The 26,125-nt window shown below is 68.3% G+C and carries 20 protein-coding genes and 2 pseudogenes; 11 read left to right on the forward strand and 11 right to left on the reverse strand.

What is annotated here, in order from left to right:
* Positions 1-72 precede the first annotated feature (72 nt).
* The 3 genes from AC07A4_RS40165 to AC07A4_RS40175 all read right to left on the reverse strand — a co-directional run bounded on the left by AC07A4_RS40165 (position 73) and on the right by AC07A4_RS40175 (position 5,270).
* Positions 73-789: a hypothetical protein gene (locus AC07A4_RS40165; RefSeq protein WP_478609241.1), complete on the reverse strand. Its 717-nt coding sequence runs from the start codon at positions 787-789 to the stop codon at positions 73-75.
* 312 nt (positions 790-1,101) lie between these two features.
* Positions 1,102-2,895: an AAA family ATPase gene (locus tag AC07A4_RS40170; RefSeq protein ID WP_478609243.1), complete on the reverse strand. Its 1,794-nt coding sequence runs from the start codon at positions 2,893-2,895 to the stop codon at positions 1,102-1,104.
* Positions 2,896-3,242: 347 nt separating this feature from the next.
* Positions 3,243-5,270 (reverse strand): helicase associated domain-containing protein, encoded by a 2,028-nt coding sequence (locus AC07A4_RS40175; RefSeq protein WP_478609245.1) that lies wholly within the window; start codon positions 5,268-5,270, stop codon positions 3,243-3,245.
* 271 nt (positions 5,271-5,541) lie between these two features.
* Between AC07A4_RS40175 and AC07A4_RS40180 the strand changes: the two genes are divergently transcribed.
* The 8 genes and pseudogenes from AC07A4_RS40180 to AC07A4_RS40215 form a co-directional block, all read left to right on the forward strand.
* The gene (locus AC07A4_RS40180) at positions 5,542-6,582 is read left to right on the forward strand and encodes a TniQ family protein (RefSeq protein WP_478609248.1); all 1,041 of its coding nucleotides are present in this window, start codon (positions 5,542-5,544) and stop codon (positions 6,580-6,582) included.
* Positions 6,583-6,703: 121 nt separating this feature from the next.
* The gene (locus tag AC07A4_RS40185; protein ID WP_478609251.1) at positions 6,704-7,420 is read left to right on the forward strand and encodes a TnsA-like heteromeric transposase endonuclease subunit; all 717 of its coding nucleotides are present in this window, start codon (positions 6,704-6,706) and stop codon (positions 7,418-7,420) included.
* The gene (locus tag AC07A4_RS40190; RefSeq protein WP_478609254.1) at positions 7,417-9,075 is read left to right on the forward strand and encodes a hypothetical protein; all 1,659 of its coding nucleotides are present in this window, start codon (positions 7,417-7,419) and stop codon (positions 9,073-9,075) included. The genes AC07A4_RS40185 and AC07A4_RS40190 overlap by 4 nt, the downstream gene beginning before the upstream one ends.
* Entirely contained in the window at positions 9,020-9,553 is a 534-nt protein-coding gene (locus AC07A4_RS40195) for a Mu transposase C-terminal domain-containing protein (RefSeq protein WP_478609256.1), read from the forward strand. The genes AC07A4_RS40190 and AC07A4_RS40195 overlap by 56 nt, the downstream gene beginning before the upstream one ends.
* A 103-nt stretch (positions 9,554-9,656) precedes the next feature.
* A complete protein-coding gene (locus AC07A4_RS40200) occupies positions 9,657-10,781 on the forward strand; it encodes an ATP-binding protein (RefSeq protein ID WP_478609258.1) in 1,125 nt (374 codons plus the stop codon).
* A 786-nt stretch (positions 10,782-11,567) separates the two neighbouring features.
* Positions 11,568-11,882, forward strand: a complete 315-nt coding sequence (locus AC07A4_RS40205) for a helicase associated domain-containing protein (protein WP_478609306.1) — start codon at positions 11,568-11,570, stop codon at positions 11,880-11,882.
* Between the two features lie 810 nt (positions 11,883-12,692).
* A pseudogene (locus AC07A4_RS40210) lies at positions 12,693-12,971 on the forward strand (helix-turn-helix domain-containing protein); the annotation flags it as partial.
* A gap of 105 nt (positions 12,972-13,076) precedes the next feature.
* Positions 13,077-13,298: pseudogene (locus AC07A4_RS40215) on the forward strand (helicase associated domain-containing protein); the annotation flags it as partial.
* A gap of 98 nt (positions 13,299-13,396) precedes the next feature.
* On the opposite strand, the gene AC07A4_RS40220 reads toward AC07A4_RS40215, so the two are convergent.
* From AC07A4_RS40220 to AC07A4_RS40245, 6 genes are all read right to left on the reverse strand, one after another.
* Positions 13,397-14,644, reverse strand: coding sequence for a hypothetical protein (locus tag AC07A4_RS40220; RefSeq protein ID WP_478609261.1), 1,248 nt, complete (start codon positions 14,642-14,644; stop codon positions 13,397-13,399).
* Positions 14,645-14,677: 33 nt separating this feature from the next.
* On the reverse strand, positions 14,678-15,466 hold the full coding sequence (locus AC07A4_RS40225; protein ID WP_478609263.1) for a hypothetical protein: 789 nt from the start codon (positions 15,464-15,466) through the stop codon (positions 14,678-14,680).
* Positions 15,467-15,968: 502 nt separating this feature from the next.
* Complete coding sequence (locus AC07A4_RS40230) at positions 15,969-16,589, reverse strand: zinc finger domain-containing protein (protein ID WP_478609265.1); 621 nt, start codon at positions 16,587-16,589, stop codon at positions 15,969-15,971.
* A 314-nt stretch (positions 16,590-16,903) separates the two neighbouring features.
* A complete protein-coding gene (locus AC07A4_RS40235; RefSeq protein ID WP_478609267.1) occupies positions 16,904-18,502 on the reverse strand; it encodes an ISL3 family transposase in 1,599 nt (532 codons plus the stop codon).
* Positions 18,503-18,640: 138 nt separating this feature from the next.
* Entirely contained in the window at positions 18,641-18,808 is a 168-nt protein-coding gene (locus tag AC07A4_RS40240) for a hypothetical protein (protein ID WP_478609269.1), read from the reverse strand.
* Positions 18,809-18,963: 155 nt separating this feature from the next.
* A complete protein-coding gene (locus tag AC07A4_RS40245; protein WP_478609271.1) occupies positions 18,964-20,340 on the reverse strand; it encodes a helix-turn-helix domain-containing protein in 1,377 nt (458 codons plus the stop codon).
* A 317-nt stretch (positions 20,341-20,657) separates the two neighbouring features.
* On the opposite strand from AC07A4_RS40245, the gene mauJ reads away from it, so the two are divergent.
* On the forward strand, positions 20,658-21,533 hold the full coding sequence (gene mauJ / locus AC07A4_RS40250; protein WP_478609273.1) for a methylamine utilization protein MauJ: 876 nt from the start codon (positions 20,658-20,660) through the stop codon (positions 21,531-21,533).
* A 900-nt stretch (positions 21,534-22,433) separates the two neighbouring features.
* Here the strand turns inward: mauJ and AC07A4_RS40255 are convergent.
* Positions 22,434-23,135 (reverse strand): hypothetical protein, encoded by a 702-nt coding sequence (locus AC07A4_RS40255; RefSeq protein ID WP_478609275.1) that lies wholly within the window; start codon positions 23,133-23,135, stop codon positions 22,434-22,436.
* 103 nt (positions 23,136-23,238) lie between these two features.
* A complete protein-coding gene (locus tag AC07A4_RS40260; RefSeq protein WP_478609277.1) occupies positions 23,239-24,174 on the reverse strand; it encodes a hypothetical protein in 936 nt (311 codons plus the stop codon).
* A 153-nt stretch (positions 24,175-24,327) separates the two neighbouring features.
* Here AC07A4_RS40260 and AC07A4_RS40265 point away from each other — a divergent pair, with 153 nt between their 5' ends.
* The gene (locus AC07A4_RS40265; RefSeq protein WP_478609279.1) at positions 24,328-24,456 is read left to right on the forward strand and encodes a hypothetical protein; all 129 of its coding nucleotides are present in this window, start codon (positions 24,328-24,330) and stop codon (positions 24,454-24,456) included.
* Between the two features lie 985 nt (positions 24,457-25,441).
* Positions 25,442-25,984, forward strand: coding sequence for a hypothetical protein (locus AC07A4_RS40270; RefSeq protein WP_478609282.1), 543 nt, complete (start codon positions 25,442-25,444; stop codon positions 25,982-25,984).
* Positions 25,985-26,125 lie beyond the last annotated feature (141 nt).

A 26,125-nucleotide genomic window follows, 5' to 3' on the forward strand; every position in this document is an offset into this window, starting at 1 on the left:
TGGTTGTGCGCGCCTCTCGATACGAGTCTTCGGTTTTCCTGTACAGCCGCGCGCCGCAGCGCGTGCGGGAAGTCAGCCTGGAATCTGGTTCGGTGCCTGGGTGCTGCTTTCTGCCGATGTCACGCCGTCCGCCGGGCTGCTCTCGGGCGGGCCGCACCGCTGGAAGGCTGCGCTGAGCGCGTGCAGTTCGCTACGGCGGGCCCGCATGAGCTCTTCTGGCTGCCGCAGGGCGGTGTCCAGGAGCCACACCCCGCGGCGGAACGGCTGGAAGCCGATGCTCTGCCACAGGGCAGCAATCTTCTTCTTCGCCTGGCGGCGGTATGCCTCGGTGACCTGCCCACGGTCTTCGGGGTACTCGCCCATGGCCGGATAGACCGCGACCGCGCAGCAGCCGCCGGACAGGCGGCGGATCGCTTCGGCCGCCAGAGCCGGTCCCAGCCCGAAGCCTCTCCACGTCTTGTCGAGGCTGACGCGGTCGAGGAGCAGCAGATCGCCGACCGGGTGGGTGATCGCCTTCTCGAACGCGGCACTGTAGCCGTCGCCTCCGGACCGGCCAAGGACCGCGGATGCGATGACCTCGAGATCGCCGGACTCGGCGTCCGCCGCCTCCCACCGGTTGTCGCCGGTGTCCTCGCGCAGCCGCCACAAGATGAGGTGCCCGACTTTAGTACCCGCAGCCGGAGCACGGCCCTCCTCGTCCTCTGGGTCGTCCCACTCCTCGTCGCCCGCCAGCCCGTAAGTGACCGCGACGTACCAGGACTCCAGCGTGTCCTCAGAGTCATAGGGCACCGCGGGATGTCCGTGACCGTAGTGGAGGTGAAGGCGGGCAGGGTCGCCCGGCAGCTCAGTGACCGGCCGTCTGGGCCTCGCTAATGCCATGGCGCAGAGCCTAGAAGCAGGAACTGACAGCCCACCGGGAAACAGGAAACCCAGACCGTGGACGCGGTCGGGCGTGCGGCGGTGCCTGGCAGAGGAGGTCCGTCCGGCAAGACTTGTCGGTACGGCTGGAAAGGATTAGGACAACGGCGCCGACACGGAGCAGCACAGGAGCTGGTGCGCCTGGCCGTGCTCGCGGGTAGCTGGCTGCAGGGGGCGGGCGGTTCAGGGGACCAGCGGGTTCTCTCGGGTGAGTTCAATGGTGTGCATACGCCGTCGCAGCTGTGCGGGCAGGGAGGGCAGATCGTTGTCCACGATGATCACCTGGTGGGCTCGGGAGGTGGAGATGTGATCGAGGAAGTGCGTGTACAGCCGACCGATGAGCTGCTGGTCCTGGTCCCCGTATCCGACGTTCTTGCGGGGTGAGTCGATGATCAGCAGCGTGGGGAGCTCTGTGGCTCCGGTGAGCAGGGCATAGCTGAGGAACGTCATCCGGTAGGCGACGTTGATGGTGGTGCGCACTCCGTGACCGACCTTGGTCAGCTTGCCTGACCTCACCTTGGGCAGCAGCGAGTTGGCGTCGATGCGGGCTCCGGGCTCATTGGGCAGGTTCAGCCCGTCGGTGATCGCCCGGAACTGCTCCTCGATCTCGCCCAGTGTCACCTGCCGTCCGGCCAGCAGCCTTTTGCGTGCCTTGATGTCCTCCCGCACCCCCCGCAGCTCCTCTTGTGCCGTGCGCAGCGCCTGGTGCAGTTCCGCCAGGCGCCGGTGCGGGTCCAGCTGGTGCTCCAGCATGCTGGAGCGGGTGCGGGCGCCGGCGTGGGCGGCGGAGAGCTGCTCGATCTGCCCGGCCAGGGGGCTGATTTCCTGGTGGGTCTGCTCCTCGAGCGTGGAGCGGGCCCGGGCCAGCGCGTCCTGGGCTTCCCCCACGGCCTTGGCGGCTTCGACCGCGCGCAGTTCGGCGGTAATGAGTGCTGCTTCGGCGGCCCGCAGCGCTTCGGTGCGGGCTGCCGGGTCGAGTACGCCCTGGCACAGCCAGCAGCATCCTTCAGCAGTGAGCCGACCGGTCAGGGAGTGGGAGCAGGCCGGGCAGCGCTCACCGGGCTTTGCGGTCGGGGGCTGTTGGGCGCGGGCCAGGTTCTGTCGGGCTGCTGTGAGCCCGTGGGCTGCGGCCCCGTCCGCTTCACGGGCCTTGGACAGGCTGCTCTCCAGGGCGGCGACGCGGCAACGCAGCGGGTCGAGGTGGGACGTGGCGGCCCGTTTGCGGCCCTTGACCTCCTCCAGCGCGGTGAGTGCTTCCTTCTCCTCGTGCCGTGCGCGGGTGAGCTCTTCTTGCAGTTCCGCCGCGCTGCCGGTGAGGAACTCAGCGATCGTCTCGGTGCGCTGCTTGAGCTCGCCCGCGGTCTGGGTCAGGTCATCGCGGCGGGCCTCGAGTACGCGCATCTGCGCGTCGATGAGCCCAAGGACCAGCTCGACGACGGTCTTGTAGGACTGCGCGCTGTTGGCCCTGCCCCGCACGCTCTCCGTCCCGTCGACAGTGTCCTGCGAGAGGTAGCACAGGGTATACAGCTGCGCGAACGTCAGGCGGGCGCCGCGGCCCAGCAGGGCCACCGCGGTGGGCGGGGCGAACAGCTCCGACAGCCCCAGGAACTCCAGGAGGACGTCGCCGACCAGCCGTCGCGAGCTGCCCTCTTGCGGCACGGTGTCCAGGAGTTCGTCCACCTGGCCGTCGAAGGGGTTCAACAGCTCCACCGTTGCGAGGTCTGCGACAGTGGAGCGTCGCAGCGCGATCTCCATGCCTTCGATCCGCCAGTGGACCGTCACGGCTGTCAGGCGTTCCGCCGGGACCTGGCGCCAGTCCACCGGCAGTCCCAGCACATACCTGATGCAGTCGACCAGTGTCGTCTTGCCGGTGTCGATCGGCCCGTGGATCAACACCACCGGATGGTCGAAGTCCAGCTCACGGACCCCGCCGGTGGAGTCGAGGCGTACCCGCTTGACGAACAGATCACGTGCCATCGTCATTTCCCCTCGCGCCTGGCTGCCGACACGACAACGCATTGGCCGGGCCAAGGAACCGAGCCCTGTGGAGGGCTCACCGGATTGAGTGGGCACGCACCGCACACGCTGGCGGTCCTGCACAAGCGCTCGTCAGGCCGGCCCTGACACCAGCACGCGGGAGGTCTGTGCCCCACCAGCCGCCCGGTGACCGGGCGGCTGGTGGGGCGCTGCCCGGGCAGCAGGGGGAGCGAGGTGAAGACAGCAGCCCATCGGAGGGGGACGTTGGGTACACGGCACGGCCCTGCGCCCAGGCTCCGGGAAACCGCGGCGGTCTTCCGGCAGCGGTGGCTGCCGTGCGGCGCGGATCAGCGGGACGCCGCCCAGGACCGGGGCATCCGCTTCGTCCAGCGCATGCCGAGAGTCTCCAGAGCGGTGCGTTGCTGTTCGGTGAGCCGGTGCGGGCCGCGACGGCAGTCGGCGATCCAGCGGCCCAGGCAGCGGCAGGGGCTGTGGGGGTCGAAGTGACGGGCGGGGACGTCGAGATGGCGGTGGGTGCGCCAGAAGGTGTGGGCGGCGTGCAGGCCGCGCAGGAACGCCCAGCCGGAAGTGCTGTGGGGGCGGTGGAGGAGCTGGGCGAGGGGATGGTCCAGGCCGAGCGCTCCTAGCAGGAGGTGCTGCTGTTCGGTCAGGGCGAAAAAGCCGCTGATCTGGGCGTCGAGCCAGCGGGTGAGCGGCGGGGCATCGGGGCCGGGAGGCGGGTGGGGGAAGGCGAGCTGGCCGCGCCGGGCTGCGGCAAGGGCTTCCGCGCAGGTGCGGCGCCACGTGCCCCGGGGGTCCCAGCTGGCGTTCCAGAAGGGGTAAATCTCGTTCAGGGCGCGCAGATAGCAGTACGGCAGGCCGCCTGCATGTGCTTCCCGGCGCCGCTCGGCAATCCACCGGCCGAGCGGGAAACCGTGGTGGGCCTCGCTCAGGCGTGGGGCGAGATGGCCGTTGAGGCGGGTGTAGTCGCGGGCCATGGAAAGGGCGTGCTCGATGCTGTGCGGCGGGTGCTCCCAGAGCATGCCGAGGGTGTCGAGCTGGTGGATGCGCTCGGGCAGCAGGAGATTGTTCTTGCGCATCGAGCGCTGGTGCCCGATCCACCAGCCCAGGTAGAAGCGGCCCGCTTGGTGGCGGCTGGGGACATTCAGATGGCCGTGGGCGGCGTGGAAGGCGCGGGCCCTCTCGAAGGCGGCTTCCCAGACGCGGTTGGGTGCCATGACGTCGCTCAGGCCGAGGTGGGGCGCGATCTCGTCGGCGCGCTCGGGACGTGCGGCGAGTTGCGGAGCGGCGGGGTCGCCGGTCCATCGGAGGTGGTCGACGCGGTGGAAGGTGTGTTCGTCGTAGACGTCGAGGCCGATGAGGACCCGGTAGATCAGGTGGAACGGGCTCTTCTTGGTGGCCTCTTCGAGGGTTTCGCCGGGGGCCATGTAGATGGGGACGATGATCGTGGAGATCTTCCCGCTGCCCGGAATCTGGCGCAGGGTCCGGCCGATGGACTGGACGATGTCGATGGTGCTGGTCTTGGGGTGGGCGAACAGCACGGAGTCGATAGCCGGGATGTCGACGCCTTCGGACAGGCAGCGGCAGTTGGTCAGCACCGCACGCCGGGGCGGCGCGGTGGAGCGGCCGGTGTCGAGGGGGACGTCGGCGAAGCTGGTGAGGTGGTGGTGGCGCTGGGCGGGGCTCTGGCGGGAGCTGACCGTGCCGATCCACAGGGGACCCTGGAGGGCGGGCGGCAGGAGAGCGGCGGTCTGCGGCAGGGTTTCGGCGAATACTTCGGCGGCGTCGATGCACGGGTGGAAGGTCAGGGTGCGGCGCAGGTCGTAGCGGTGCTGCGCGGTGAGCAGGGCAAGTTGAGCGGCTGCCGTGCGCAGCGCTTCGCCACTCCAGGTCCGTGCGGACAGCCGGTTCAGGGCGTGGCGCAGGTCCTCGTCGGTGATGACGATGCCTGCGATGCGGTAGTCGGCGAGGAGGCCTTCGTCGATGGCTTCTTTCAGGGAGATGCGGTAGACGACGGGCCCGTAGATGCTCAGGTCGTCCATGGAGGCGATCACGCTGTCGCCCCACGTACCGTCGAAGTGGGCGGTGGTGGCGTCGAAGACGCGGGGGGTCGCGGTCATATAGAGGCGGTGGCGGGCGGGCAGCGCGCCGTCGTCGTGGATGAGGGTCCACAGGTTCGCGCAGTCGCCGGTGGTGCGGTGGGCTTCGTCGGCCACCACGACATCCCAGCGCGGCAGATGAAAGTCCCGGTGGGCTGCGGCCGCTTTGGCCAGGGAGTGGTAGGTGCAGAACACGTTGAGCGCGCCGGTATGGGCGGCCGCGTGATCGGCGAGCGCGTCCGGAGTGTGCACCATGGTGAGGATGCCGGCCAGATCAGGGTCCGCAGGGTCCTGTGGTGAGCACAGGCCGAGGTAGCGGCCCGGGCGTCCTTCGCTTGGCGGTCGTAGGAGGCAATGCCCTCTCCCCCGGTGATGACGGCGGACACGCGCATACGGCACCAAGGGTGAACAGACCCGGGGCGTGCCAGCCGAGCGATCGCCGAGGTTCACCTGAAGGGGTTTCGTGCTCTTGACGGCCGGCTTCCCTGCTGGCAACGGTGATTGCGGCGTGGGCAAGGGAGGCGGTGTGCTGGATGTTCTGGACCTGTACGGGCCGTCACGGCCTCTGCCGCTGACGGTTCGGCCCGTACCCGGCGAGTCGACGGGGTCGTTCGTGGCCCGGCTCGCGCACGCCAACGGGCTGTCCCTGGCCGCTTTCCTCGACCGCGTCGGGCAGGGCGAGGCGCCCGCGGACGAGGCGCGGGTGGAGGAGTACCCGCGGTACACCGAGATGTACGTCAACGCCGCGGGGCGGGAGTACCTGTCGGTGCTGTCCGGGCGCAGCACCGATGTCCTTGCGCGGGCGCTGCCGAGCCTGGCCGACCGGCACCTGCTCCCCCACGCCGGCGACGCGGTCTGGCGGTGGCCGTGGGAAGCAGACAGCGGATACCTGGTACGCGCATGTCCCCTGTGTGCTGGTGCCCGTGGCATCAGCGAGCCGGTGCGGCTGCTGTCGCCGGATGCCTGGAATGTCTGTGTACGCCATGGCTACTGGTCGGACGACTCCCGCGGGAGCGGGCCGCAGTTCGTACGGCTGGCGGTACTTGAGGATGTGGTGCGGGCGCACCGCGGGCGGGTGCGGCTGGCTACGCGCCTGGGGCCTGCGGGCGAGGAACTGTTCGCCGACGCCTTCCAGGTCTGTGTCCGCTGGTGGACGCGGATGCCGGAAACCGTGTGCTGGGTGCAGCGGGCCCGCATCGCCGGCCTGGGGGTGCGGGAACTACGGGCGGCGCCGCTGGTGATCTACCCGGAAGCGATCCGGCTCGCGTACGCGATGCGCGACTTCGAACGCGCCGGACAGCGCGATGCGGCAGGCCGTACCCGGTGGCTCGACGGCGTGGAACGGCTGATGGAGCGGTGGCAGGTGGGCTCTGCCGAGGGGCGGGCGCCGCTGCTGATGTGGCTGGAGCGCCATGCCGGTAGCGCTGCATCGGCCTCGTACCGAGCGGCGGGTCGGCGGGGCCTGGCACTGGCCGCAGGCCATGGCCGGGTCGCCGAAGCGAACGGGGCTCTCAACGAGCGTTCCTGCCTGCCCTGGCAGCTGGGCATGACGGCGGCAGAAATGTAGGCCCGGCCGTTCCGGGGGGCCTGTCAAGGGCATGCCCCTCGTTCGGGCGAAGCCCGCCTGCTGTCCTGCCTCGCCGCTGCCTGGCTGACCATGCTGGCTGCCAGCGACGAGGGGAGGCCAGGTGCGCGGGATCCGGGCGTGCCATCTGGACGAGCGCGGGCAGCTGGTGTCCGTGCGACCAGCTGATCTTGTCGGAGTGGTGTTGGAGGAACGCCGCCCGCCGGCGGAGCCGGTGGCCTTTCGCGGGCGCCCGGGGAAACTGTCCGACTGGTGGTGCGTGACCACGGGCGGCCATGTGGTGTGCGGCTCGCTGCGCCGCAGACGGGTCGCGCTCGAGCTGGACTTCGCCCCGGACATCACCTGGTTTTCCGGCGAGCCGGTGGAGCTGCACCGGCAGGGGGCGCGGGGCAGACGGCGCTGGCGCCCGGACTTCATCGCGCGGACGGCCAGCGGGGCGCGGCTCGTGGTGGTCGTGGAGCCGGAGAAGGGCGGTGCGCAGTGGCAGGAGCAGATGGAGATCCTGCAGGAGACTGCCCGGGTGGCCGGCTGGAGGGTGTCGGTCCTGCGGGTGCCCGAGGGGATGCCTCTGGCCAATCTGGAGTGGGTGGCGGACTATCGGCAGCCGACTGCGGTTGCGGCTGCCGAGCAGGAGGCAATCGAGGACGCATTCACCCGTGAACGCCCGATCAGTGAGGGGGCGCTGGCCAGTGGAGTGCCCTACCTCGCAGTGCTCGACCTGGTGTACCGGCTGATCTGGCAGCGCCGTCTGTACATTCACTGGGAGAGGCCCCTGATGCCCTCGGCGTCGGCGTGGGCGGCCACCGGCGAAACGTCATGAACGAGACGGGAGCGTTCACACCCGGCCACGTGCGCCTGGGTGATCAGGTGCTGTGGCAGGGCACCCTGTACCAGGTCGTGGCATTTCACCATCCGGCCGTCCTGCTCCTGGCCCCAGGCGCCTGTGCCCCGGTGGAAGTGCTGTACACGGCGCTGGTGACCGTACCGGGCTTCACCGTCCTCGACGCGGACGGACACCCTACAGCGCCGTCCCCCCTGCCCGACCTGGCCACCGGCCTGTCCAAGAAGCAGCGCGCTCAGGCCCAGCGGTGGCACCGGCACATGAAGGAGCTCGACACCGGGCTGCTGCCAGGCCAGCGTGTGCCCAGGCCCGGCTACAACCCCGCTGTCACGACCTTGGCCCAGCGTTACGCGGCCAAGGCGCAGGAACTGGCCGCCGCGGGACACTCCATCAGTGCCAAGACGCTGGAGGCGATGCGGCTGAAGTGGAAACACGCAGGCGAGAACCCGCTGGTCCTGGTCCAGCGGGCCCAGCGCACCGCGGGCCACCGCACGGATGCGCGGGTCATCGAGATCATGCGTGAAGTGGTCACAGCCCGCAGCCGGGAATCGGGGGTCGACATCCAGACCGTCTACGACGACGTGCTGGGCGTGATCCGTGACCGCTACCGGGCGCAGCTGACCGACCCGCAGGAACAGCAGCGGCTGCTGGTCAAGCGGGCCACGTTCTACCGGCGGATGGCCGACACCGGGCTCGCTGGCCTGCTGGCCGCCCCGACCCGCCGGCGGGCGCAGCAGGCGAGCAAACCGCTGCCTCCCTACCGGCCCAGCCACGCGCTGCGGCCTGGCCAAGTCGTGCAGATCGACACCTCGCCGCTGAAGGTGAAGGCCCTCGGTGACGACGGCGAAGCCATCTCCGCAGAGCTGACCTCAGCGATCGATGTCGCGTCGCGGTCCAACTGCGCGGTCATGATCGTTCCAGTGGTGACCGGACAGGGCCCGCCGGGCAAGCGGATCGGCGGACGCGCCACCCGGGCATACGACCTAGTCCTGCTGCTGGCACAGTGCTTCGCCCCGCTGGCCTGGCGCCCGGGCTGGGACCCGCTGGCCCTGGCCGAAGGCTCCGCGCTGTCCCTTGAACACCTGCGCGCGGCCGATGAACGCTTCGCCCGCGCCGCCGCAGCGCGCCCCGTCATCCACCCGCAGACCGTCATCATCGACCAGGGCAGCCCGTACCTGAGCGACCACTTCCGCAACGTCTGCGAGCTGCTGGGCATCACCATCGAGTACGCGCGCAAGAACACCCCCACCGACAAACCGCTCAAGGAACGCTTCTTCCGCACACTCGGCTCCCGGTTCAGCCAGCACGTGGCGGGCTGGACGGGGACCGGCTTCGCCCGCCGGGGCCTGGGAATCGACAAGGGGCCGCTGTATCCCCTCAACACGCTGCAGGAACTGGCCGAGCAGTGGGGTCGCGCTCGACTACCAGCAACGACCGCACAAGGCACTGCGCAGCCCGTTCACGCCGGGGCTGATCCTGTCACCGAACGAGATGTACGCGCATCAGGTGGCGATGTCAGGCTACCGGCCGCGGCCCCTCACCGCCGAACAGGCGCGCAAGCTGCTCATCCCGGCCTGGGTGAAGATCACCGACAAGGGCATCACCATCGAAAACCGCACCTACCAGAGCCCTGACCGGCGGATGCGGCTCCTTGCAGGACAGCGCTCCGGGATCGCCGAGCACGGTGATCGCTTCGAGGCCCGCTACAACCCCTACCACCCCGAAACCACCTACCTCTTCGACCACCTGTACTCACACGGGTGGATCGAGGCCGAGTTCATCCACCGGCACCTCCTCACCGACCCCTGGACCCAGGACCTGTGGGAGCGGGCCACCGCAGCCGTCGTGGAGGACGGCGGCCGAGGCGACGACCAGCTGGCGGTCGTCAAGGCCGTGCGGGCCTTCCGCCGCACCACCCGCAAAGGCCCCGGCCAGGCACAGAAGGCCGCGCCGCGCATTCCGTATCGGGGACTGGAGGTGACCGCGGAACCCGCGGCAGCGGCGGATCCGTACGCAGGGGTGTCCATCGACATCGAAACCGTCACCGCCTACCCCTCCCTGCCCATCGCCGGCAGCCGGGCACCGGCGGCCCACGACACAGACGGCGGCTGAACCAGAAGGGGCGGACCGTATGCAGGCGATCCGCGGGCCCGGACATGACCCGCCCGCCAGGCCACCACTCCCCCACCACCCCTCACCGCCCCAAGGAGCAGACATGGCGACCGCCGCCGCACGCAGCACCGCACGCGCCCACCAAGAACGGCAGATCCTTCACCAGGCGCAAGCCGCTCCGATGGCGCCCCGCTGGATCTTCACCCTGCAGGGCTGGAACGCCTACGTCCACGACATGGTCCAGCGCCCCGATCTTGACGACTGCGCCCCGCCCGGCGCGCCCGTCCCATCCGACGATCCCCGCCTGCGCTACCACGGCCACCTGCGCCTCGTCTCCCACCCCGCCTTCGATACGGCCCTACTCAAAGCCCACCGGCTGCTGCTCGCCAACCGCAACCGGCGCGAAGGCCTCATGGACCGGGTGATCGACGGACCGCCCGGCACCGGCAAGACCTTCCTGCTGCGGGCCATCGGCCGCGCCTTCCAGCAGTCCATCGAGCACCACCACGACGACCGGATCCCCGTCGTGCACATCACGGCACCGCAGGACGCGGACAACGTGGTGAACTGGGTACGGGAGATCGCCGAGTTCCTCGGGCTGGCCCCCAAGCCCACGACCGAAGACGACCTGCTCCAGACCCGGCGCACACCCGATCTCTCGCATCCCGTACGGCTTGTCCTAGAGCGCGGCTGGACGCAGCTGCTCCTGATCGACGGCCTGCAGCGCGTCCATCCAGACCAACTCACCCCCGTACTACACTACTTCGACTATCTGCGCGAACAGCTCGGCATCACCACCATTTTCTGCGGCACCGGCGCCCTCGAGATCCTGCGCGCCGCCCGCGTCAAGACCGACAACCTCGCCACAGCGCACCAGGGCCTGAGCCTGCGGGCACCACTCACCACCGGCCAAGACGGCACAAAACGCACCGTGCTGCCCGCTGCCGACCCCAGCCGCCTGCCCGCAACCTGGCTCGACCCCATCCCCCTGTACGACGGGGACCAGGAGACCTGGCCCCGCCTCCTGCGCGGATTCGAGGAAAACCTCAGCCTGCACCACCTCAGCCCCAACGCCCTGGTCACACACGCCCAGTACCTCCACGCCCGCACCGGCGGCTACCTCAAACTCCTCTCCCACCTCATCTGCCAGGCAGCCATCACCGCCATCGAAGAAGGCACCGAAGACATCACCCACACCCTCCTCGACAACACCGACATCGGCGGATAACCCCTCACACCACAGCGGACAGGCAGCCCCGGCTGGAATCCCGCCGGGTCAGCAGCCCTCCGCCAGCCAGCGGGGTACACGGCCACACCGCCGTCACCGACCCCGGCCCGACGACCCGTCCCACGCCAGCACCAAAATCCCCAACTCCCGCGCATCTGCAAAACCAGCCCCGATCTGCGCCCAGCAGCAGCCCCCGGGACACTGCACAGCCCCCGCACCCACCCCCACCAGGAGCTCCACATCCATATCCATCTCCGCACGACGCCATAGGAGTTCTCAAAGACTCCAGGGAATCTCACATACCCAAAGAGACCGCAGATCTGCCCCACGAAAATCCATGGCCAATGGCATGCACCAGGTCAGACATACAGGTCAGCAAGCCGATACCCACAACCAAGATCAATCTCACTGTGAAGCAGACAGCCCAGACACAAGGCACCCACCACTCAACACACCCCTCAACCCCGGCAAAAACTCACACCGCTCCACACCTACCTCCGATCACGCCTGTGACCAGCGCCCGACCAGGCCCAGTCCACAGCCACACCACTCTCCCCCCGACGCACCATCCCGATCAACAACACACCCAAGATCAATCCCACACACCCACGAAACCCCTGCACAACACCCCGAACACCCAAACCGAACAACCACCGCCAGGCCCGTCCCCCACCGCAGAACACACCTCACCCCAGCCCAGAATCCCAACCAAGAAACAAAACCCCAGGCCACAACAACCCAACTGCCCAAAAACCAAAGCCACCGTCACAGCTGACCACGCTCGGCATCAACGCCCCTGTAGCCCCGGCGGCGCCCCGCACGAAGGGCCCGAGCAAAGCGCAGCAGGCGTTCCAGCGTGGCCTGGAGGCCCTTGCGCAGTGGGTACAGCGCGAAGGCACAGACCGGCCCGTCCCACGCAGCCACGCCGAGGAAATCACGATCGACGGCACGGCGGAGCCGGTCGTCGTCAAGCTGGGGGTGTGGCTCTCCAACACTAAAGCGAGGCGCGACAAACTCACCCAGGAGCAGCTGGCCGCCCTCACCGCACTGGGCATCAACTGGGCGGGCCCAGTCCCGAAGTCAAGCGCGGCGCGTGGCTGACCAACACCAAGGCCCGTTCGCCAAGCTCACCCCCGACAAACGCTCCGCGCTCGCCGACTTCGGGCTCCACTGAGCAGCAGCGGTACCGCGCTATCGCTGGATGAGGTATCCGCAGTATCCCCCGCATGCTGCAACGGCTGTGCTAAGCATGGCCAACGCTCTGGGGGACACGTACAAGCCGACCGTAAAGTCCAGGTCATCGCCGATCTGGACGCGGATCTTCTTCCGCTTCCTATGGGTGCGCTTGGGTAGGGACTTCGGGTGCCCGTCGGACATGCAAGTCTCCCCTCGGGTCTTGGGCAACTTCGCCACGTTCAGGCCACCGGAACGCGGGCACGATCACACTGAAGACCACACGCAGGGTGCATCACCATTCTCAGAACTACGAACTGTAGGAAAACACCATCGATGAGCATTTCCCGTAATCAAAAAGCAGTGATCGATCTATTTCGGAATTTTATCCGTCAACCCCCGACTCACTATGAGCTGATAGCGCAACTCCTGCAGGACACCATGGACTGCCCTGCATGCGTATTCTCCGAAGTGGATCTATCTAAGGGTGGCGCCCTGGGTCTGGGGTGGCCCGAATCCAAGGTCGACTCTTCTGAAATCAAGGCACTCACCCGGCGAAATATGCGCCGCCATCCGCTAATCCAGCACTATGCAACGACCTCTGTGCGCAAACCCATGACCGTGACTGACGGCATGTCACTTACGGATTGGAAAAAGACTGAAGCCAGCCAGGACATTCACGATGTGCTCGGATTCTATGATCACATCGCCATCCCCATGGACTCTCCGCCAGGAACGATGAGATCCTTCGCTTTAGGTCGCCAAGGCCTTTCCTTCACTCCCCAAGAGCGCGAGTTCATCGAGCAGCTGCACCCCGAGCTACTGGCCCTAGACAGGAAAGCGCAACGCCTTCGTAGGGCAGCTCCCGAGTCTCTCACCGACCGCGAGGTACAGGTCCTCAATCTGGCGAACGATGGGCTCACTGACCAACAGATCTCCAGTGTCCTGGGCGTGAGGCTCTGCACCGGTAGCAAGCACATGCAGAACATCCTCGAAAAGCTTGGGGCAGCGAACCGGACCGAAGCATGCAAAATCTGGCGCGAGCACGCCATGCGGGCTGTTCCCATCTCCGACAGGGAATTGGTGCAGTTCAATATGCCAGCACTCACGAAGGGAAAGAGTGGCTCTGCAGCCTTCGAGCGGGGTGTCGCGGCCTTGGCGCAGTACAAGGCCCGTACGGGTTCTGTGGGGCCTGTCAGTCGCTCGCACGTTGAGGTCTTGCCGGATGGGACTGAGGTTAGGCTCGGCGTGTTCCTGTCCAACAGCAAGAGCAGGCGCGGGAAACTGACCGCTGACAAGCTCCAGGCGCTGGCGGAACTCGGGGTGGAGTGGGCAGCGGCGTAGCGGTCGACCTAGCCCTCGCGCTGCCCCTCTTATCGCGAGCCGTCAGCGCGTCGCGCAGGATGCCGTCCGGCGCACGCCACGCCCCAGCAGTTCACGGATCACCTCGGCCTTGCCCCAATGGCCAGCGTTGGGATCGCCGACAGATCCTCCGCTATGCAGAGTTGGCACCGTCTGAGCGGAACCAGAACCTGCTCCGCCGTGGGGCACTCGCGATGTTCTGTGACGTAGTTGGCTTGCTTGTCCGGCCGGAGTGAGGCCGCCCGAGCACAGCGGTTCGCACGGCCGACCAATCTTGAGCGCGCCACCAGTCGAAGAGCTGGCCACTGGCGATCACTGGGGAGGTGAGCGCATCGACGAACTCTTTGCGCTGGTACACCTCGGTGGGGCGCTGGGCGGGATCCATCCGGTGCTGATGGTTGACGATCAAGGCAGCACCGGTGACCGGCTGACTGGGGCGTAGCTGGGGCCAAGTCTCCAGGTGCCGTTGAAGGTGGGAGACCAGTCTCTCTGGTGAGTGCCCCGCGGTCGATGAGGCCCTGAACGTAGGGCGGCCAGTCGCGCTCCAGGCTCTGGGTGATTACCCGGTGGACTTCCTGGCGCAGCTGCGGGGTGACGTGCTCGATGTCGCCGTTCGGGTAGTACAGGCGCATGCCCTCGCGGCTCGCGTCGCGGACGATGGCGTGCGCCTTCTGCATGAGGGTGAGGTAGAGCTGCGGGACCGGGGCGCCGATCAGTTCGTCGACGACGGCGTCGTAGTCGGCTCCGAGGTCCGCCCAGGTCTTGCCTTGGCTGTCGAGCCACAGGGTGATGTCGGAGAAGAAGACCGTCTTGCCCGGCCCGTCGTCCGGATCGCGGGCGAGGCTGCGGGCGAAGTCGAGGGCGAAGCCGGCGCTCTCGCTGACGAGGCTGCGGGGGATCATCTGCGGGGCGATTGCGAGGGCGCACTCGCCCCAGCCCTCCCGGGTCTGATCAGGCCAGGGCAGGCCTAGTACGAGCCAGGCGTCCGGGGTCAGCAGGCCGGAATCGGGCGAGCGGGGCGGCCGGGCGTACGACGGCCCGTACACGATCTCCCAGACGCCGTCGGGGTGCTCGAGGACGTCCATGCGTACGTGCTGCTTCAGGCCGCGCAGTTGCTGGCGGAGTTCGTCCGGGGAGAGCTGGGCGTGCAGGGCGAGGACCGGGATGTCGCCGGGCCGCAGCTGAAGCCCCATGACCTCGGGGACATCCTCGGGCCGGCGCGCGTCGCCCGGCGCGTGGGTGCGCTTGGCCAGCAGCAGGAACACCCGCCGCGCGATGTCGTCCGCGATCTTCAGGCTGCGGACGTACTCAACTGCGTGCGTGCTCACGTACGGACTCCCCTTCCAGGAAAATGGCGATCACTAGCGTGGATAGGCCGCCGGTGTGGTGGGTGGGAGGGGGATCTCGTCGAGCCGAAGCCACTGCTCCTGCCCTGTGGCGTCCGGCAGCCGGAAGCGGAAGTTGCGCGCGGCATCGACCTGGTGGTCGGCGTCTGCGACGACGCGGAGCAGCGCCCGCAGGCGCGGGTACGGTGCCTGGCGGGCCCGGCCGATGACCTCGGGGTCACGAAGCGCGAGGAGCATGAGCGAGGCGAGATTGACCCCGGCTCGCCGGTGCTGTGCCACGTGGCGGGAGATGTAGGGCTGGTCGTCGCGCAGGAGCGAGGCGAGCGGCTCGTCGAGCACGGTGTAGCGCAGCAGCAGATCGCCGCGCTGCACCAGGAGCTGGGAGTGCGGGGGCATCAGTTCGCCGGGGCCGATCTCCTTGCTGGCGGCGGTCCTGCCGATCAGCGGCCCTTGCTCGAGGGCTGCGATCTGCGCGAACTGTTCCACGGTCGCGTCCACCATGCGCTGGGAGTCGGGCAGGACGAGCAGACAGTGGCCGTGGAAGACCGTGCCGTCCGCGCTCCAGGACTGCTCGGACGTGCGGAAGACTTCCTCGCCGCCTTTCTGGTTTCGGATGTTCAGGTCGACAGGCTGGAGTTCTGTGCGGATGCCGTACTGCCCGAACGCGTGCCGCAGGGCCAGCGCCGCGTCGACGCAGATGTTCGACGGCGCTCCTACCTCTTCGGCGATCGACGCCCACGGGTGCGGCAGGAGCAGTTCAACCAGTTGGTGCGGCGGGGCCTGCTCCAGCAAGGTGGCCTGCATGCTGAGATTGCCCTTCAGGGGCAACGTCCCCATCGGCCGCGATGCCGCACGCGGCGTCGGGACGCCAGGCTGGCGGGCAGGCCGCTGTTGCGGAGATCGGTGTCGGCGGCCACGCTGCTTCTTCCCCTTGTTCCCCATGAGCAGAGCGCATGGGGCCGAACTCCCCTGCAACAGACGGCCGTTCTGCCTGCTGGCGGGGCTGGCAGACTGCCCGCGTGGACGATGACGCTTCTCCTAGCAGGCGGTCCTGCGCAGCGAGCTCACCGAGTACCTCGAGAAGGTCAACAGTCTCGATGACGTCGACGTGGACGAACTCGCGGCGGCCTTGGCCATGCGAGCCGAGAGCTACTGCGGAATGTAGCCACGGCGATCGGCGTGACGTCCTAAGTGCTCGTTGCTGAGTTGTACATCCCCATGGCCCGCTGGCCATCCGTGTTCCCGATCGCCGTAGCTAAATGTTCGTTGCCCAGATCGCGGTCACGATGGGCGTCGGCCAGGCCGGTCAGCCGTCGGCTCGTTCCTTCTCGATCGCATTCATCCGGCGGGCTATGTCGATCTGCGCGCGGATCATCGCGTCAAACAGGGCCTCCGGGTCGCCGTCAGGCCCGGCGTTTGCAGCCAGCAGCGAGGCGACTTGGCTGGCGAGGACGGTGACCAGGTCGGCTGTCCCCACCGGCCCGCGGACCTCAATCAGTTTGCGCACGGCGTCGTCGATGCGGTCCATGGCTTCTTCGCCCTGGAGGAACAGCCCGAGCCGGTCGGCGAGGAACATGCGGACGATCGCCACCCCGTCGGCCAGGGCGGTGTCCACGTTGAAGTCGGTGCGGGCCTTCTCCGTTTCTTTGAGTACTGCCGGGATCGTGTACGTCCGCTGCTCCGGGATGAGGCCCTCCTTTCGCCACTCCTCGTACGGGATGGGGCCGACGGCGTCACGGCGCGCACGGTGTTCGTTGGTCGGGCGGCCGCCCGCAGTGTGGCAGGCCCGCCCTGCGACCGCCTGGCAGGTCGGGCATTCGAGACGCCGCATCCACGAGCGCACGAGATCCATCTCGGCATCGGAGCGAAGGTGCCGTCGCCACTCGCCGCCCCACGGGATGCTCTGCGATCCGTTCTCCACGCCCATTGGCCCCCCCTGGATCCGGTGGTGTGTGCCGTCGTCGGTGCCGTGATGATGACCGTACCGACGATGACGCGGTTGATGGGCCCGTACGCCGGTGCGCTCCCGCCGGAGAGTATGCGCTCGTTGCCCAAGGCGCGCCCGCGGCGGAATCCTGGGGCCATGTCACGGGGCATGGGAAGGGTGCAGCGGTCCGTCCTCGCGTATCTGCGCAGCGAGCCCGCCGGGCGCAGCAGGATCGACGGCGCCCCGAATCTGACCTCTGAGTATGTAGACGAGTTCCGGATCTGGCTCAACTTGTGTGGGGCGGTCACTATCCGTCAGGCCAACAGGACCCGCTTTCGGAGGAGTTCGAATCCGGCGCGGCCGAACATCTGGCGCTTGAGCATCTTGATGCGGTTGACATGGCCTTCGACGACGCCGGAGTTCCACGGGGTAGAGAGCCCGGCGACGACCGCGTCGAGGTCGCGTTCAAGACCGTTGGCGAAGGAGTGCAGGCCGGGCAGGTCATCGGCACGCACCAAGGCGATCCATTCTGCAGTCCACTCACCTTCGCGTTGGGTGAGAATCCGGGCGAAGGATCGGATGTGCCGGGTGAGTGCCTCCAGTTCAGGGCAATGCGCGAGGGCGGTCTTCAGCCGAAGCTGGTTATCCTCGGGCAGCAGGTCGGGGTGCGTGAGGAGCCAGCCGGTGACGGTTCGTACCGAGGGCGGCTTGACGTCTGGGGCGCGCGGCGTGGTGCGCAAGGGGCGCAGGTAGTCGCGGACGGAGGCGTATTTGCCGCGGTACCCGTGTTCGGTGATCTCTTCCCATAGCTTCCAGGCGTTGGTGCAGCCGTCCGTCCATCGTTGGTGGAGGTAGGGCTTGAACGCATCGAGCCTGGTCGGGCGGTTTTGCCACTGGCCGCGGAAGAGTTCTTCGGGGGTCCTGGCAAGGGCGAACCGCTGCACGGTGTGGTGGCCCATGCCCAACTGGCGGGCGATCGACCGCCTGCTGTGGCCGGCCTCTAGGAGTGCGTGGACCTGAGCGTGCTTGGTGCGGGTGCGGTCGGCGAAGCGGCGGCCGGTCGGCCAGGGCGAGGTGGTGGTCTCCTCGGCTGCGGGCCCCGGCTCGGCCTGCGGTTTTGTTGTCGGCGAGGAGCTGCGGAGGCAGTGTCGGTGCTGGGAGACGCACCGTTCAGCGGCCTGGCCCAGGTTGTGCCACAGGTGCCAGCGATCCGCCACCTGGCGAGCCTGCGGGGCGCCGCGCGTGGCGCCTTCGGCGTAGAACGGGGCCCGGTCCCGGCAGACGACCTTGATCTGGGGATGCTGGATGAGCCAGGCGGCGAGTGTCTCCGGTTCCCGGTCGGGCAGGAGGTCAAGCGGGCGCCGACTTTCGACGTCGACCAGCACCGTGCCGCAGACGCGGCCCTTGCGCATCGCGTACTCGTCGACGCCGACCGCCGTCGGAGGCGGAGGAGACGGCTCGGGCAGAGCGTGCACCATCCGTAGCACGGTGCTCCGACTGACCCGGATCCCGGTCAACGCTGCCAGGCGCCCACCCGCTCGTCCCGCGAGGGCCAGGCCCAGGGAGCCGAGGAACGATCGCAGCCGTTCGCTCCAGCGGCCGTGTCGACGCGTCAGCCCCACGAGCTGCTCTACGAACGTCTGCCGCGGGCACTCGGTGGTCGGGCAAGTGAACCGCCGCACCCGGAGGGCCAGCACCACGGGTCTGCCGACCACCGGCAAGTCGCCGGGAAAGCGCAGGTAGGAGCCGTGCACGTGGCGCGACCAGGAACCGCACCCGGGGCATGAAGCCCCGTCGGTCGCACTGCGTGCCTCGATGCGTATCACTTCGCCGCTCGCGCCGACAGACGTCACCACCACGTTGGGAAGCGACGCGAACAGCATCTCCGGGAAACAGGGCAAGACATCGTTCACGGCCCCGTACGTTCACCCCGACGAGCAGCAAGTCCCTCTCTTTTCAGGCAACGTCACGTTCGAATTCACGAGCCTTTGCCATCACGGAGAGCGACCGCCCCACACAAGTTGAGCCAGAGCCGCCCGTCATCGACATACTCAGTCGGTCCAGCGGGTGAGTGCCTCGAGGGCAGCGGGGTGGGCGGGTTCGGTGTCGGGGACCTGGAGTTGGCGGATGGTGGCGGCTTTGCGGTCGACCAGGTCGGTGAGGGTGATGCGGACCGGGCGCGGAACCCAGCGGTCGATCCCGTCGAAAGCTTCGACCATGTGGTCGCGTGGGGCCCGGCCTGCCGCGGGGTCGGGGGTGATGGCGGCAAGCCGGGTGCGGGCGGCGTCGACGGGTTCGCCCCGGGTCTACAGGGGCTGTGTTTCAGCCGGTCTACTGCGGGGCGCACGGCGAGGGGTGTAGGTGTGGTGGCGTCTTACAGGGTGGTCGGCAGTGAAGCCACCGGCTGGGAGATGGCCTGCGGGACGCAGGCGGGAGCGGTGCGGCCCGCCTGCGTGCAGGTCAGAGTGAGGAGTTGGAGGTAGCCGAGGGAGACCGGTCGTCCGGGGAGCTTGCCCGTTGCCTGTTCGAAGCGCTGGAGTGTGGCGGGCTTGATGCCCAAGTGGCCGGCGGCGTCGTGGAGGTCGAGTCCTGCGGCTTCGCGTGCTTCCCGGAGGGTTTCGGCGTTGTCGTGCCAGACCTGCGGCGCGGTCTCGGCGGTGTCCCGGGCCACGGCTGCCCGGGCCACGGCAAGGGCGGTGCGGATCCGGTCGGTACGGGGTCCGAGCAGGAACCGGGCGAGCCGGGCGGCTTCGGCCGCGTGGTCGACATCCTCATTCCAGGGCTGAGAGGCCTCTTCGTACACACGGCCCCGGGCCCTGGCGCAGTCCTCGCGTTCGCCGGATTCGGCGCCGAGGGTGCGGTGGCGGTCGCTGGTGCAGGCCAGCGTGGTGTCCTTCGCGAGGTCCATGTCGCGGTCCTCGTCGTCGGCCTCGATACCGTCGATGACGTCCCGGACCTGCTGGCGTTCCTGTGCGGAAAGGACGCTCGCGAGTGCTTCCGCGGCCGCCTGGGCTTCGGGCCGGCCGGCGGGCTCGAAGCTGCCGCCCCAGGCGTGGGATGCGTCTTCTCCCTCCACTTTCTGGAAGGCCACGTCGATGGCTTCGAAGGTGTGCGGACTCCAGGCGTGCATCATCAGGATGATTTCCTGCACAGCGCGTTGGGTGGCCGGATCCGTCTCCGGCGCGGTGTCGCTGCTGTGGTGTCGCCGGGTTCCGCTCATCCAGTCGGTGAAGGTCCCAGGCAGGCGGGGGTCGGGCGGTTGTGCGTTCGCAAACCAGCGCGCCGCCCTCACGACGCAGGCGTGTGCGTGCTGGATGGCGGCGTACCAGCCGAACAGCGCCTCGCGGTAGTCATCCACATGACGGTCCTCGGCAAAAGTGCCGGTCTCCGTGCGGCAGTGCTGCGGGCATTCGGCCGCACTCACCCGGTAGAGAGCGGCACGGGTCTCGGGGAACGTCAGCAGAGCGGCGTCCAGGTGCTCATATTTGGGGCCTCGGTTACGGCGCTTTTCGAGCCCGTGGTCAAGGAAGACCTGGAAGCGGGGTTCCTCACGCCAGTGGGCCGCGGCGCTGCGGACACGGAAGTCGCTCTGCCACGCCCCGGTCGCGATGACCTCCCGCAGAGACGAAGCCACGTCACGGCGCAGGCCCGCACCCCATGTGATGAGAACCGGCAGGCACTGGGGATCGTCCCCCAGCGCGGACATCACCAGATCGACGTCGTCATGACGGTGAAGATGACGCTGGAACACGAACGCCCCCTGAATGCAGCAGACCCCAACTGCCTCCGCACCATGGCATGGAGGCAGTTCCCCATCTTGCACGAGGGCTATGACATCCGGCCCGCACTCCGACAGATGAGGTCACCGAAGTGGCGCGTGGGCGCGGAAGCCACCATCCCGTGGACTGCTCGTCCGCTGGTCACCACAGCACCCATACCGCCAAGGCGATATGCGTCGAACGCGGTCACCCTGGCGACCCGTTGTGGCGCGTTGAAGGACGATCCGCCTGGTGCCGCACAACCGTACTGAAGGGAAGACTGCCCACGCGGGCTGCCTATCCTTCCTGCATGGTACAAGGAGGAATCGACTGGCTGAGTCTTGCCTACGGCGTCCGCATGCCGGGCATCGGCATCGAGGAGTTCGAGGCCGATGGTAAGTGGGGCATGCAAGAGCTCTCCGAGCTGGGTCTGCTCGTACCTCTTCCCCTCAACGCGGAGGGGTTCTACGACGCTTCCCTCACGGCGCCGTCGCTTGAGGACGTGCTCCTCGTCGCGGACTGCATCGCGTTCGACCACGACTCCCCCACGGTTGTCACCCCACTTCAGGAGCCAGCCACTGCACCCTACGAACCAATCGGGCACGACCGCCCGTGGCTTCCCGCCAATCGCACCTACCGTGACACCCTGGACTCCGTCGCCCAGCAGGCCCATGAGATCCGGTACACCGGCATGCTGCAGCTGCGGTACGGCACGTACAAGGATCCGCTGGCCCTGTTCAGCCGCCGCTTCACGGCTCGCTTCGAACCGCTTGCCCTTTACGCCATGGCCATCAGGCACGTTGACCTGCTCGCCGAGTACATGGGGCTGTACCGCGTGCTGGAAGCGCCGCGGAGCAGCAACGGCATGGACTTCATCATCGACCACCTCGATTCCCTCGAGGAGTACGACTTCGGGAAGCTGCTGACCATTCCAGCATTTCTCCCGGAACACGCCGAGGAGCCCGTCGAGGTGTTCTCCGTGCTCAAAGAACGGGCACTTGGCCGTGTGGAGGCTCTCACAACAGCTGGCATCGATACCGCCAAGCACCTCTACGCCATCCGAAACGGCCTGGCACACGGCAAGAAGGATCTCATCCTCAACGACTTCGGCAACGCAGTCGATGCCGTGGCAGCCGACCTGCCCCTGCTGAAACTCCTGGCACGTATCGCTGTCGAACAGGGCTGACCACCCCTCAGCCGGGCTCAGCCGAGGTCCGTGGGACCGTCACCGTCCCAGCGAATCCGCATGAGCGGCCGTGGCGACTGTGCTACCGCCGGGCCTAGGATGCCGTGCTTCGTGGTTGCAGGATCGGGTTCCAGGCGAACCAGCTCAGGTGCAGCCACGCGATGCAGCGACTGCGGGAACCCTTGCGGAAACGTCAGCCCAGGCCGGGTCTTGTCGACGCCCGGATGCCGTTCTCTGCAGCAGCCATGCCGTCCGCCGGGTTGCTCTCTGACGGGCCGGGCCGCTGGAAGGCTGCGCTGAGCGCGTGCAGTTCGCTACGGCGGGCCCGCATGAGCGGCTGCAAGTGGCCCCACAGGATGACCAGCGCGGTCAAGAAGCCTTGGCGGGGCCGCTTCGGACCGCCTCGAACACCGGGCGGAGCCACCGATGTCCGCATCAGCGGCTCCAGTTGAAGACGCCGTAGCCAGGCTGGCCGCTGTAGCGGCCTCGGAACATGGCTGCGTACCCGGCACGTGCGATGGAAAGACTCGTCCACAAGCGCAACGCCAGGCGCTCAAGGACCTACGGACGGGCCCGCTATCGGGGACGCGTGTCCACACAACGGGTACTCCGGGCGCGGTGCGGACGCATGACGCGGGCCATGGAATTCGTGCTCGCCAACCGCCAGCACCTCGAGGAAATCGGGCCTCTCACCGATGAGGCAGGGTGGATCATCGTCGCAGACTCCTACTGGCCCCACATCGCCGGACGGGAAGTCCAGTCTGTAAAGGCCTCGACCCGGTACGGGACAGCCTCGGCAGCTACCCGCCCGAGCTGAAGGCCCTGTTCACCGGACTCCAGCTGCCCTGGGCGGACACGTGACACGCCACCTCTCGTGTCCTCCGGGCTGACGCTGCGGTGTCAGCTCCGCTGCGCCTGCTCCCGCGCCTCACTCAACGCGTACCGTTCCGCAGCAGCGCCGTCGCCCTGCCGCGGCAACGACGCGTAACGGTCACTGGCGATCTGGTCGACGCGGGCACAGTAGCGGCCCGCCGCCGCCTTGAGCGCCTCGGTCGGCGGCAGATGCTCCTCTGCAGCCCGTAGAGCGCGCAGAAGTTCCCTGGTCAGCTGCAGGAGCCGGCCGAGTTCGCTCTGTGCGGTGACACTGCCCAACGCGGCGTGTCCTTGTCCGGCTGCGGTACGGCGGGCCTGCTCTTCCATCGCCAGGATCACTGCCTGGCGGCGCCGCTCCAGGGTGCGGAAGGTACAGTCGCCCGGATCGGCCACCACCTCTTCGGCTGCTTTGACCGCTCTGGCCAGCTTCGGCGAGAAACGAGTCGCGGCCAGTGCCTCTGCCTCTCTTTCCTCCCGCTCGGCCTCAAGCCGCCGCTCGCGCAGCGCCGGCCACGCCGGGAACTCCTCTCGCCCCTCACGCTGTGCACGCGTACGCGGACCGGCCTTGTCCGCGCGCGTCAGACGCTCGTCCCAGGCACCTGTCCGCGTGAAGCTGTAAGCACGGCATCCCACGCTCCCCCACTGGCCGAACCCGTGCGACCAGCGCCCGCCGTCAAGCCGGAACACCTGCTCCCCGCAGTTCCGGCACAGCTCGCTGTCCTGATCCATCAACGCCCCACCCCTGTACTCGTGTTACCGTCGGCCACTCACATCATGACCCAGCCACCCCGGCACCGTGCCACCGCAGGGAGCGCCACGTTCCGCGCAGGCGCTACAACTGCTTGCGCAGCTCCTTGACCCAGTGGGTATGCGTCGGACCAAGACCTCGCAGTTGCTTCATACTGCCCCGAAGATCGTAGGAGTCGGGCTTGACCAGCGGCCGAGTGCGGGCCCCCACCAGGCCCGGGGCCAGAAGGTAGTTGGTGGTGAGCACGGTCGCCCGGCGCGACAGGAGGAACTCCAGCACGCGCAGCTGCTTGGCGCTGTTGCGGGACAAGCGGCTGAGCGCGGACAGCGGGACCAGTTCGGCGACGCCCTCGTTGACCTGCCGCATCATCATCAGGAGCGCCTGGTCAAAACGCGGGTCAATGCCCGAAGCGACCACGGCCTGGCCGTCGGCCATCGGTGTGAGGCCCGTGGCTTCCCTGGCGTGGACGGTCTCCTCCAGACCGGGGAGCTGAGGCCGTGGTCCTTCGGGCATGGTGTAGGTGCGTTGGGTGTCGGTATCCGATGCCATCAGGTCGGACAAGGCGGTCAGGCACGCCCACGCACGTGGGTACATCAAGTTGAATCCGGTCAGCACGTTGCCCTTGACCGGTGCGCCGGGCTCTTGGAGCAGTTCGGCAAGCGGGCCAGCGGAAGCCTCGGTGATGGCCGCGATCCGGGTGTTGCCGAGCGGGCCGCCCAGCGCATGGAAGTCTTCCAGGCGGCTGTTGCGCACGGCCACGACCACGGCAGCCCTCAGCCAGGCCGGTGTCGACCGCGGCCGGTGCTGGGAGGCCTCTTCGAGGAACGGCGTCACCAGGACATCGAAGTAGGCAGCAGGAAGCGCAGCAAGCATCTGCGCGCGGCGGGCCACATCGGCGGCGACCGTCTGGGCATCGTCAGTGTTCAACCCCGCTCCGGTCAGCAGCTTGGGCAGAGTGACACGGCAGAACTCACGCGCGAAAACGCTGTCACCGACACGGCCCTCAGCCATGGCTGTCATGCCGACAGCACCCCCTCGCTCCTGATCATGCCGAACCTCCCTGCGGACACTGTACGAAAAGTGATCCAGCGGCGCTGACCGTCTCGGCCATCTCAACGCCGACGTCGGCGTTGCGGGGCGTGCCGGGGGGTGGTGTCAACGGAACCGCGGGCGATGGCGTGGCATGTGAACGCCTTCGCCTCCCAGGAGGACGGTCGGTTCACGGTGCTGGCGACGTACGCGAGCGTGGAGGGCTCGCCGGTCGCTGGGCACCGGCTGCGTGTGGAGCGGGGCGGGGCGTAGCTGCTGCCGGAAGGGGACCTGCTGGTGGCGGATGAGTCCCACCACGCCGAGACCTCCGAGGTGTGGGGGCGTATCAACGAGCAGCGCCTCGTCCCGCACGGCACCGGCTGTCCATGACCGCGACACCACGCCTGCTCGCAACGGTGCGCTACGACCAGCAGGGCCGTCTGATCGCCACTAACTCGGCAGTGCGGCTCTCCGAGCACAAGCACGGGCCTGTGGCGTACCGGTTGGGGCTTCGGGGGGGCACAGCGGCGGGGGAACAGGTCTGGCGGAGCAGTTGGAACGAGGAGTGGTCGGGTGCGCAGGTTGTCCCCAACGCCCATACCAACTTCGGGCCCGCGCTGACCGTTGAGCGCGGCATGCCGTATGGCGTGGCGGAACTCCAGGGACGGCCGCGTGAGTATAGCGGCGTCTGGAGCGACCCTTTGGGTGTGCGGTTCGCCGTGACCAGTGCCGGGGTGGCACGGGCCTGTCCGCCCGAGGGCGGGCTGTACTCGGCGTGGAGAGAGGGATGGGATCGGAGGCCAGGAACGCACTGGTGGGCCCGCAGGGACGTCATCCTGGAGTCCTGGGAAGTGCCGGCAGTGGCGCGGGGTGCGCGCAGCAGTGTCGGTCCCGATCTCGCCGTGAACGCCGGTTTCCTCTGCATGACCTGGAAAGGTGTCACGGGCGGCGAGCGGATCTGGTGGAACCGGCGCTCCGGCCGGACATGGACCGGTCCCCAACCGGTCGCGGGGCCCTCATCTCCTTCCGCCCAGCCCTCGCCACGATCGGCATCTGCTCCCGCCAGGACCTGCTGGGTGCTCGCCCCCGCCCGGCAGCCCCTGCCCGGCGTCAGGGGCGCCAACGCGGCTGAGGAAGCGGCCGCCAACGCGCCGACACCCGGTGATGCGTGAGGCAAGCTTCTGCCCCCTCGTCTGCGGGCGGGGGCAAACCATGAAGTATCAGGTCTTTGCCTGCTGTTCGGGAGTACCGTCGCTTCATGGACGACGCACGGCAGGACACCCCCGTGAAGCCTCGGCCCGACTATCCGCCCAAGACCCCGCCCCCGCCGAAGAAGAAGCCTCCCTCGCCACCGCCTCCCGACCCGCTGACGCCGCTACAGAAGCGGACCGGCACGCCACCCGCCCGCCGCCGTCCAGCCGCGCTGATCGCCAACCGGCGCGCCGCCAACTGGGCCCTGGAATCCGCCACCAGGTCGAAGGCCAGGGCCGCGGCCAAGGTCGTCGAACAGCTGCGCTCCTGGGGGTACCTCACCAGCGCCGCACAGCGGGAGAAGTGCGGCGCAGTGACCCGCTTGCTGGCTGGGGCCGCGCTGGGTGACGGTGGGCAGTGCATCACCGTCCACGTGGCCGACCAGGACGGCGCAGCCCTGATCATGGCCCTCTCCCACCAGGGCAGCGGACCAGGCCAGGGCGACGAGACGTTCCTGGAGGAGGTTGCCGCGCTCGGGGTGCTGTCTTGCGGCGCCGACACCGAACGTGATGATCCGGGGAACCGGCGCTGGGCTCTGCTGGAGTTGTAACCTGGCAAGCGAGCCCCCGTGCGGTGCCTGCCGAGGTTCTTTTCCCTGCCTCCTGTCCCTGGCTTGGCCTTGCCGGTTACGTCGTGCTGGTAGTGGGCCGCGAGGCGACGGGGGCTGTCAACGAGGCCGTCGTGGAAGGGG

This window comes from Streptomyces sp. NPDC043996 (assembly GCF_056435225.1).

Coding starts and splice junctions, on each gene's coding strand:
- AC07A4_RS40255 (WP_478609275.1), bottom strand. CDS start 23,135: ATGGATCAGGACAGCGAGCTGTGCCGGAACTGCGGGGAGCAGGTGTTC.
- AC07A4_RS40265 (WP_478609279.1), top strand. CDS start 24,328: ATGGCGTGGCATGTGAACGCCTTCGCCTCCCAGGAGGACGGTCGGTTC.
- AC07A4_RS40175 (WP_478609245.1), bottom strand. CDS start 5,270: ATGGTGCACACTCCGGACGCGCTCGCCGATCACGCGGCCGCCCATACC.
- AC07A4_RS40260 (WP_478609277.1), bottom strand. CDS start 24,174: ATGACAGCCATGGCTGAGGGCCGTGTCGGTGACAGCGTTTTCGCGCGT.
- mauJ (WP_478609273.1), top strand. CDS start 20,658: ATGGTACAAGGAGGAATCGACTGGCTGAGTCTTGCCTACGGCGTCCGC.
- AC07A4_RS40230 (WP_478609265.1), bottom strand. CDS start 16,589: ATGGGCGTGGAGAACGGATCGCAGAGCATCCCGTGGGGCGGCGAGTGG.
- AC07A4_RS40225 (WP_478609263.1), bottom strand. CDS start 15,466: ATGCAGGCCACCTTGCTGGAGCAGGCCCCGCCGCACCAACTGGTTGAA.
- AC07A4_RS40200 (WP_478609258.1), top strand. CDS start 9,657: ATGGCGACCGCCGCCGCACGCAGCACCGCACGCGCCCACCAAGAACGG.
- AC07A4_RS40170 (WP_478609243.1), bottom strand. CDS start 2,895: ATGGCACGTGATCTGTTCGTCAAGCGGGTACGCCTCGACTCCACCGGC.
- AC07A4_RS40270 (WP_478609282.1), top strand. CDS start 25,442: ATGGACGACGCACGGCAGGACACCCCCGTGAAGCCTCGGCCCGACTAT.
- AC07A4_RS40190 (WP_478609254.1), top strand. CDS start 7,417: ATGAACGAGACGGGAGCGTTCACACCCGGCCACGTGCGCCTGGGTGAT.
- AC07A4_RS40240 (WP_478609269.1), bottom strand. CDS start 18,808: ATGGTCGAAGCTTTCGACGGGATCGACCGCTGGGTTCCGCGCCCGGTC.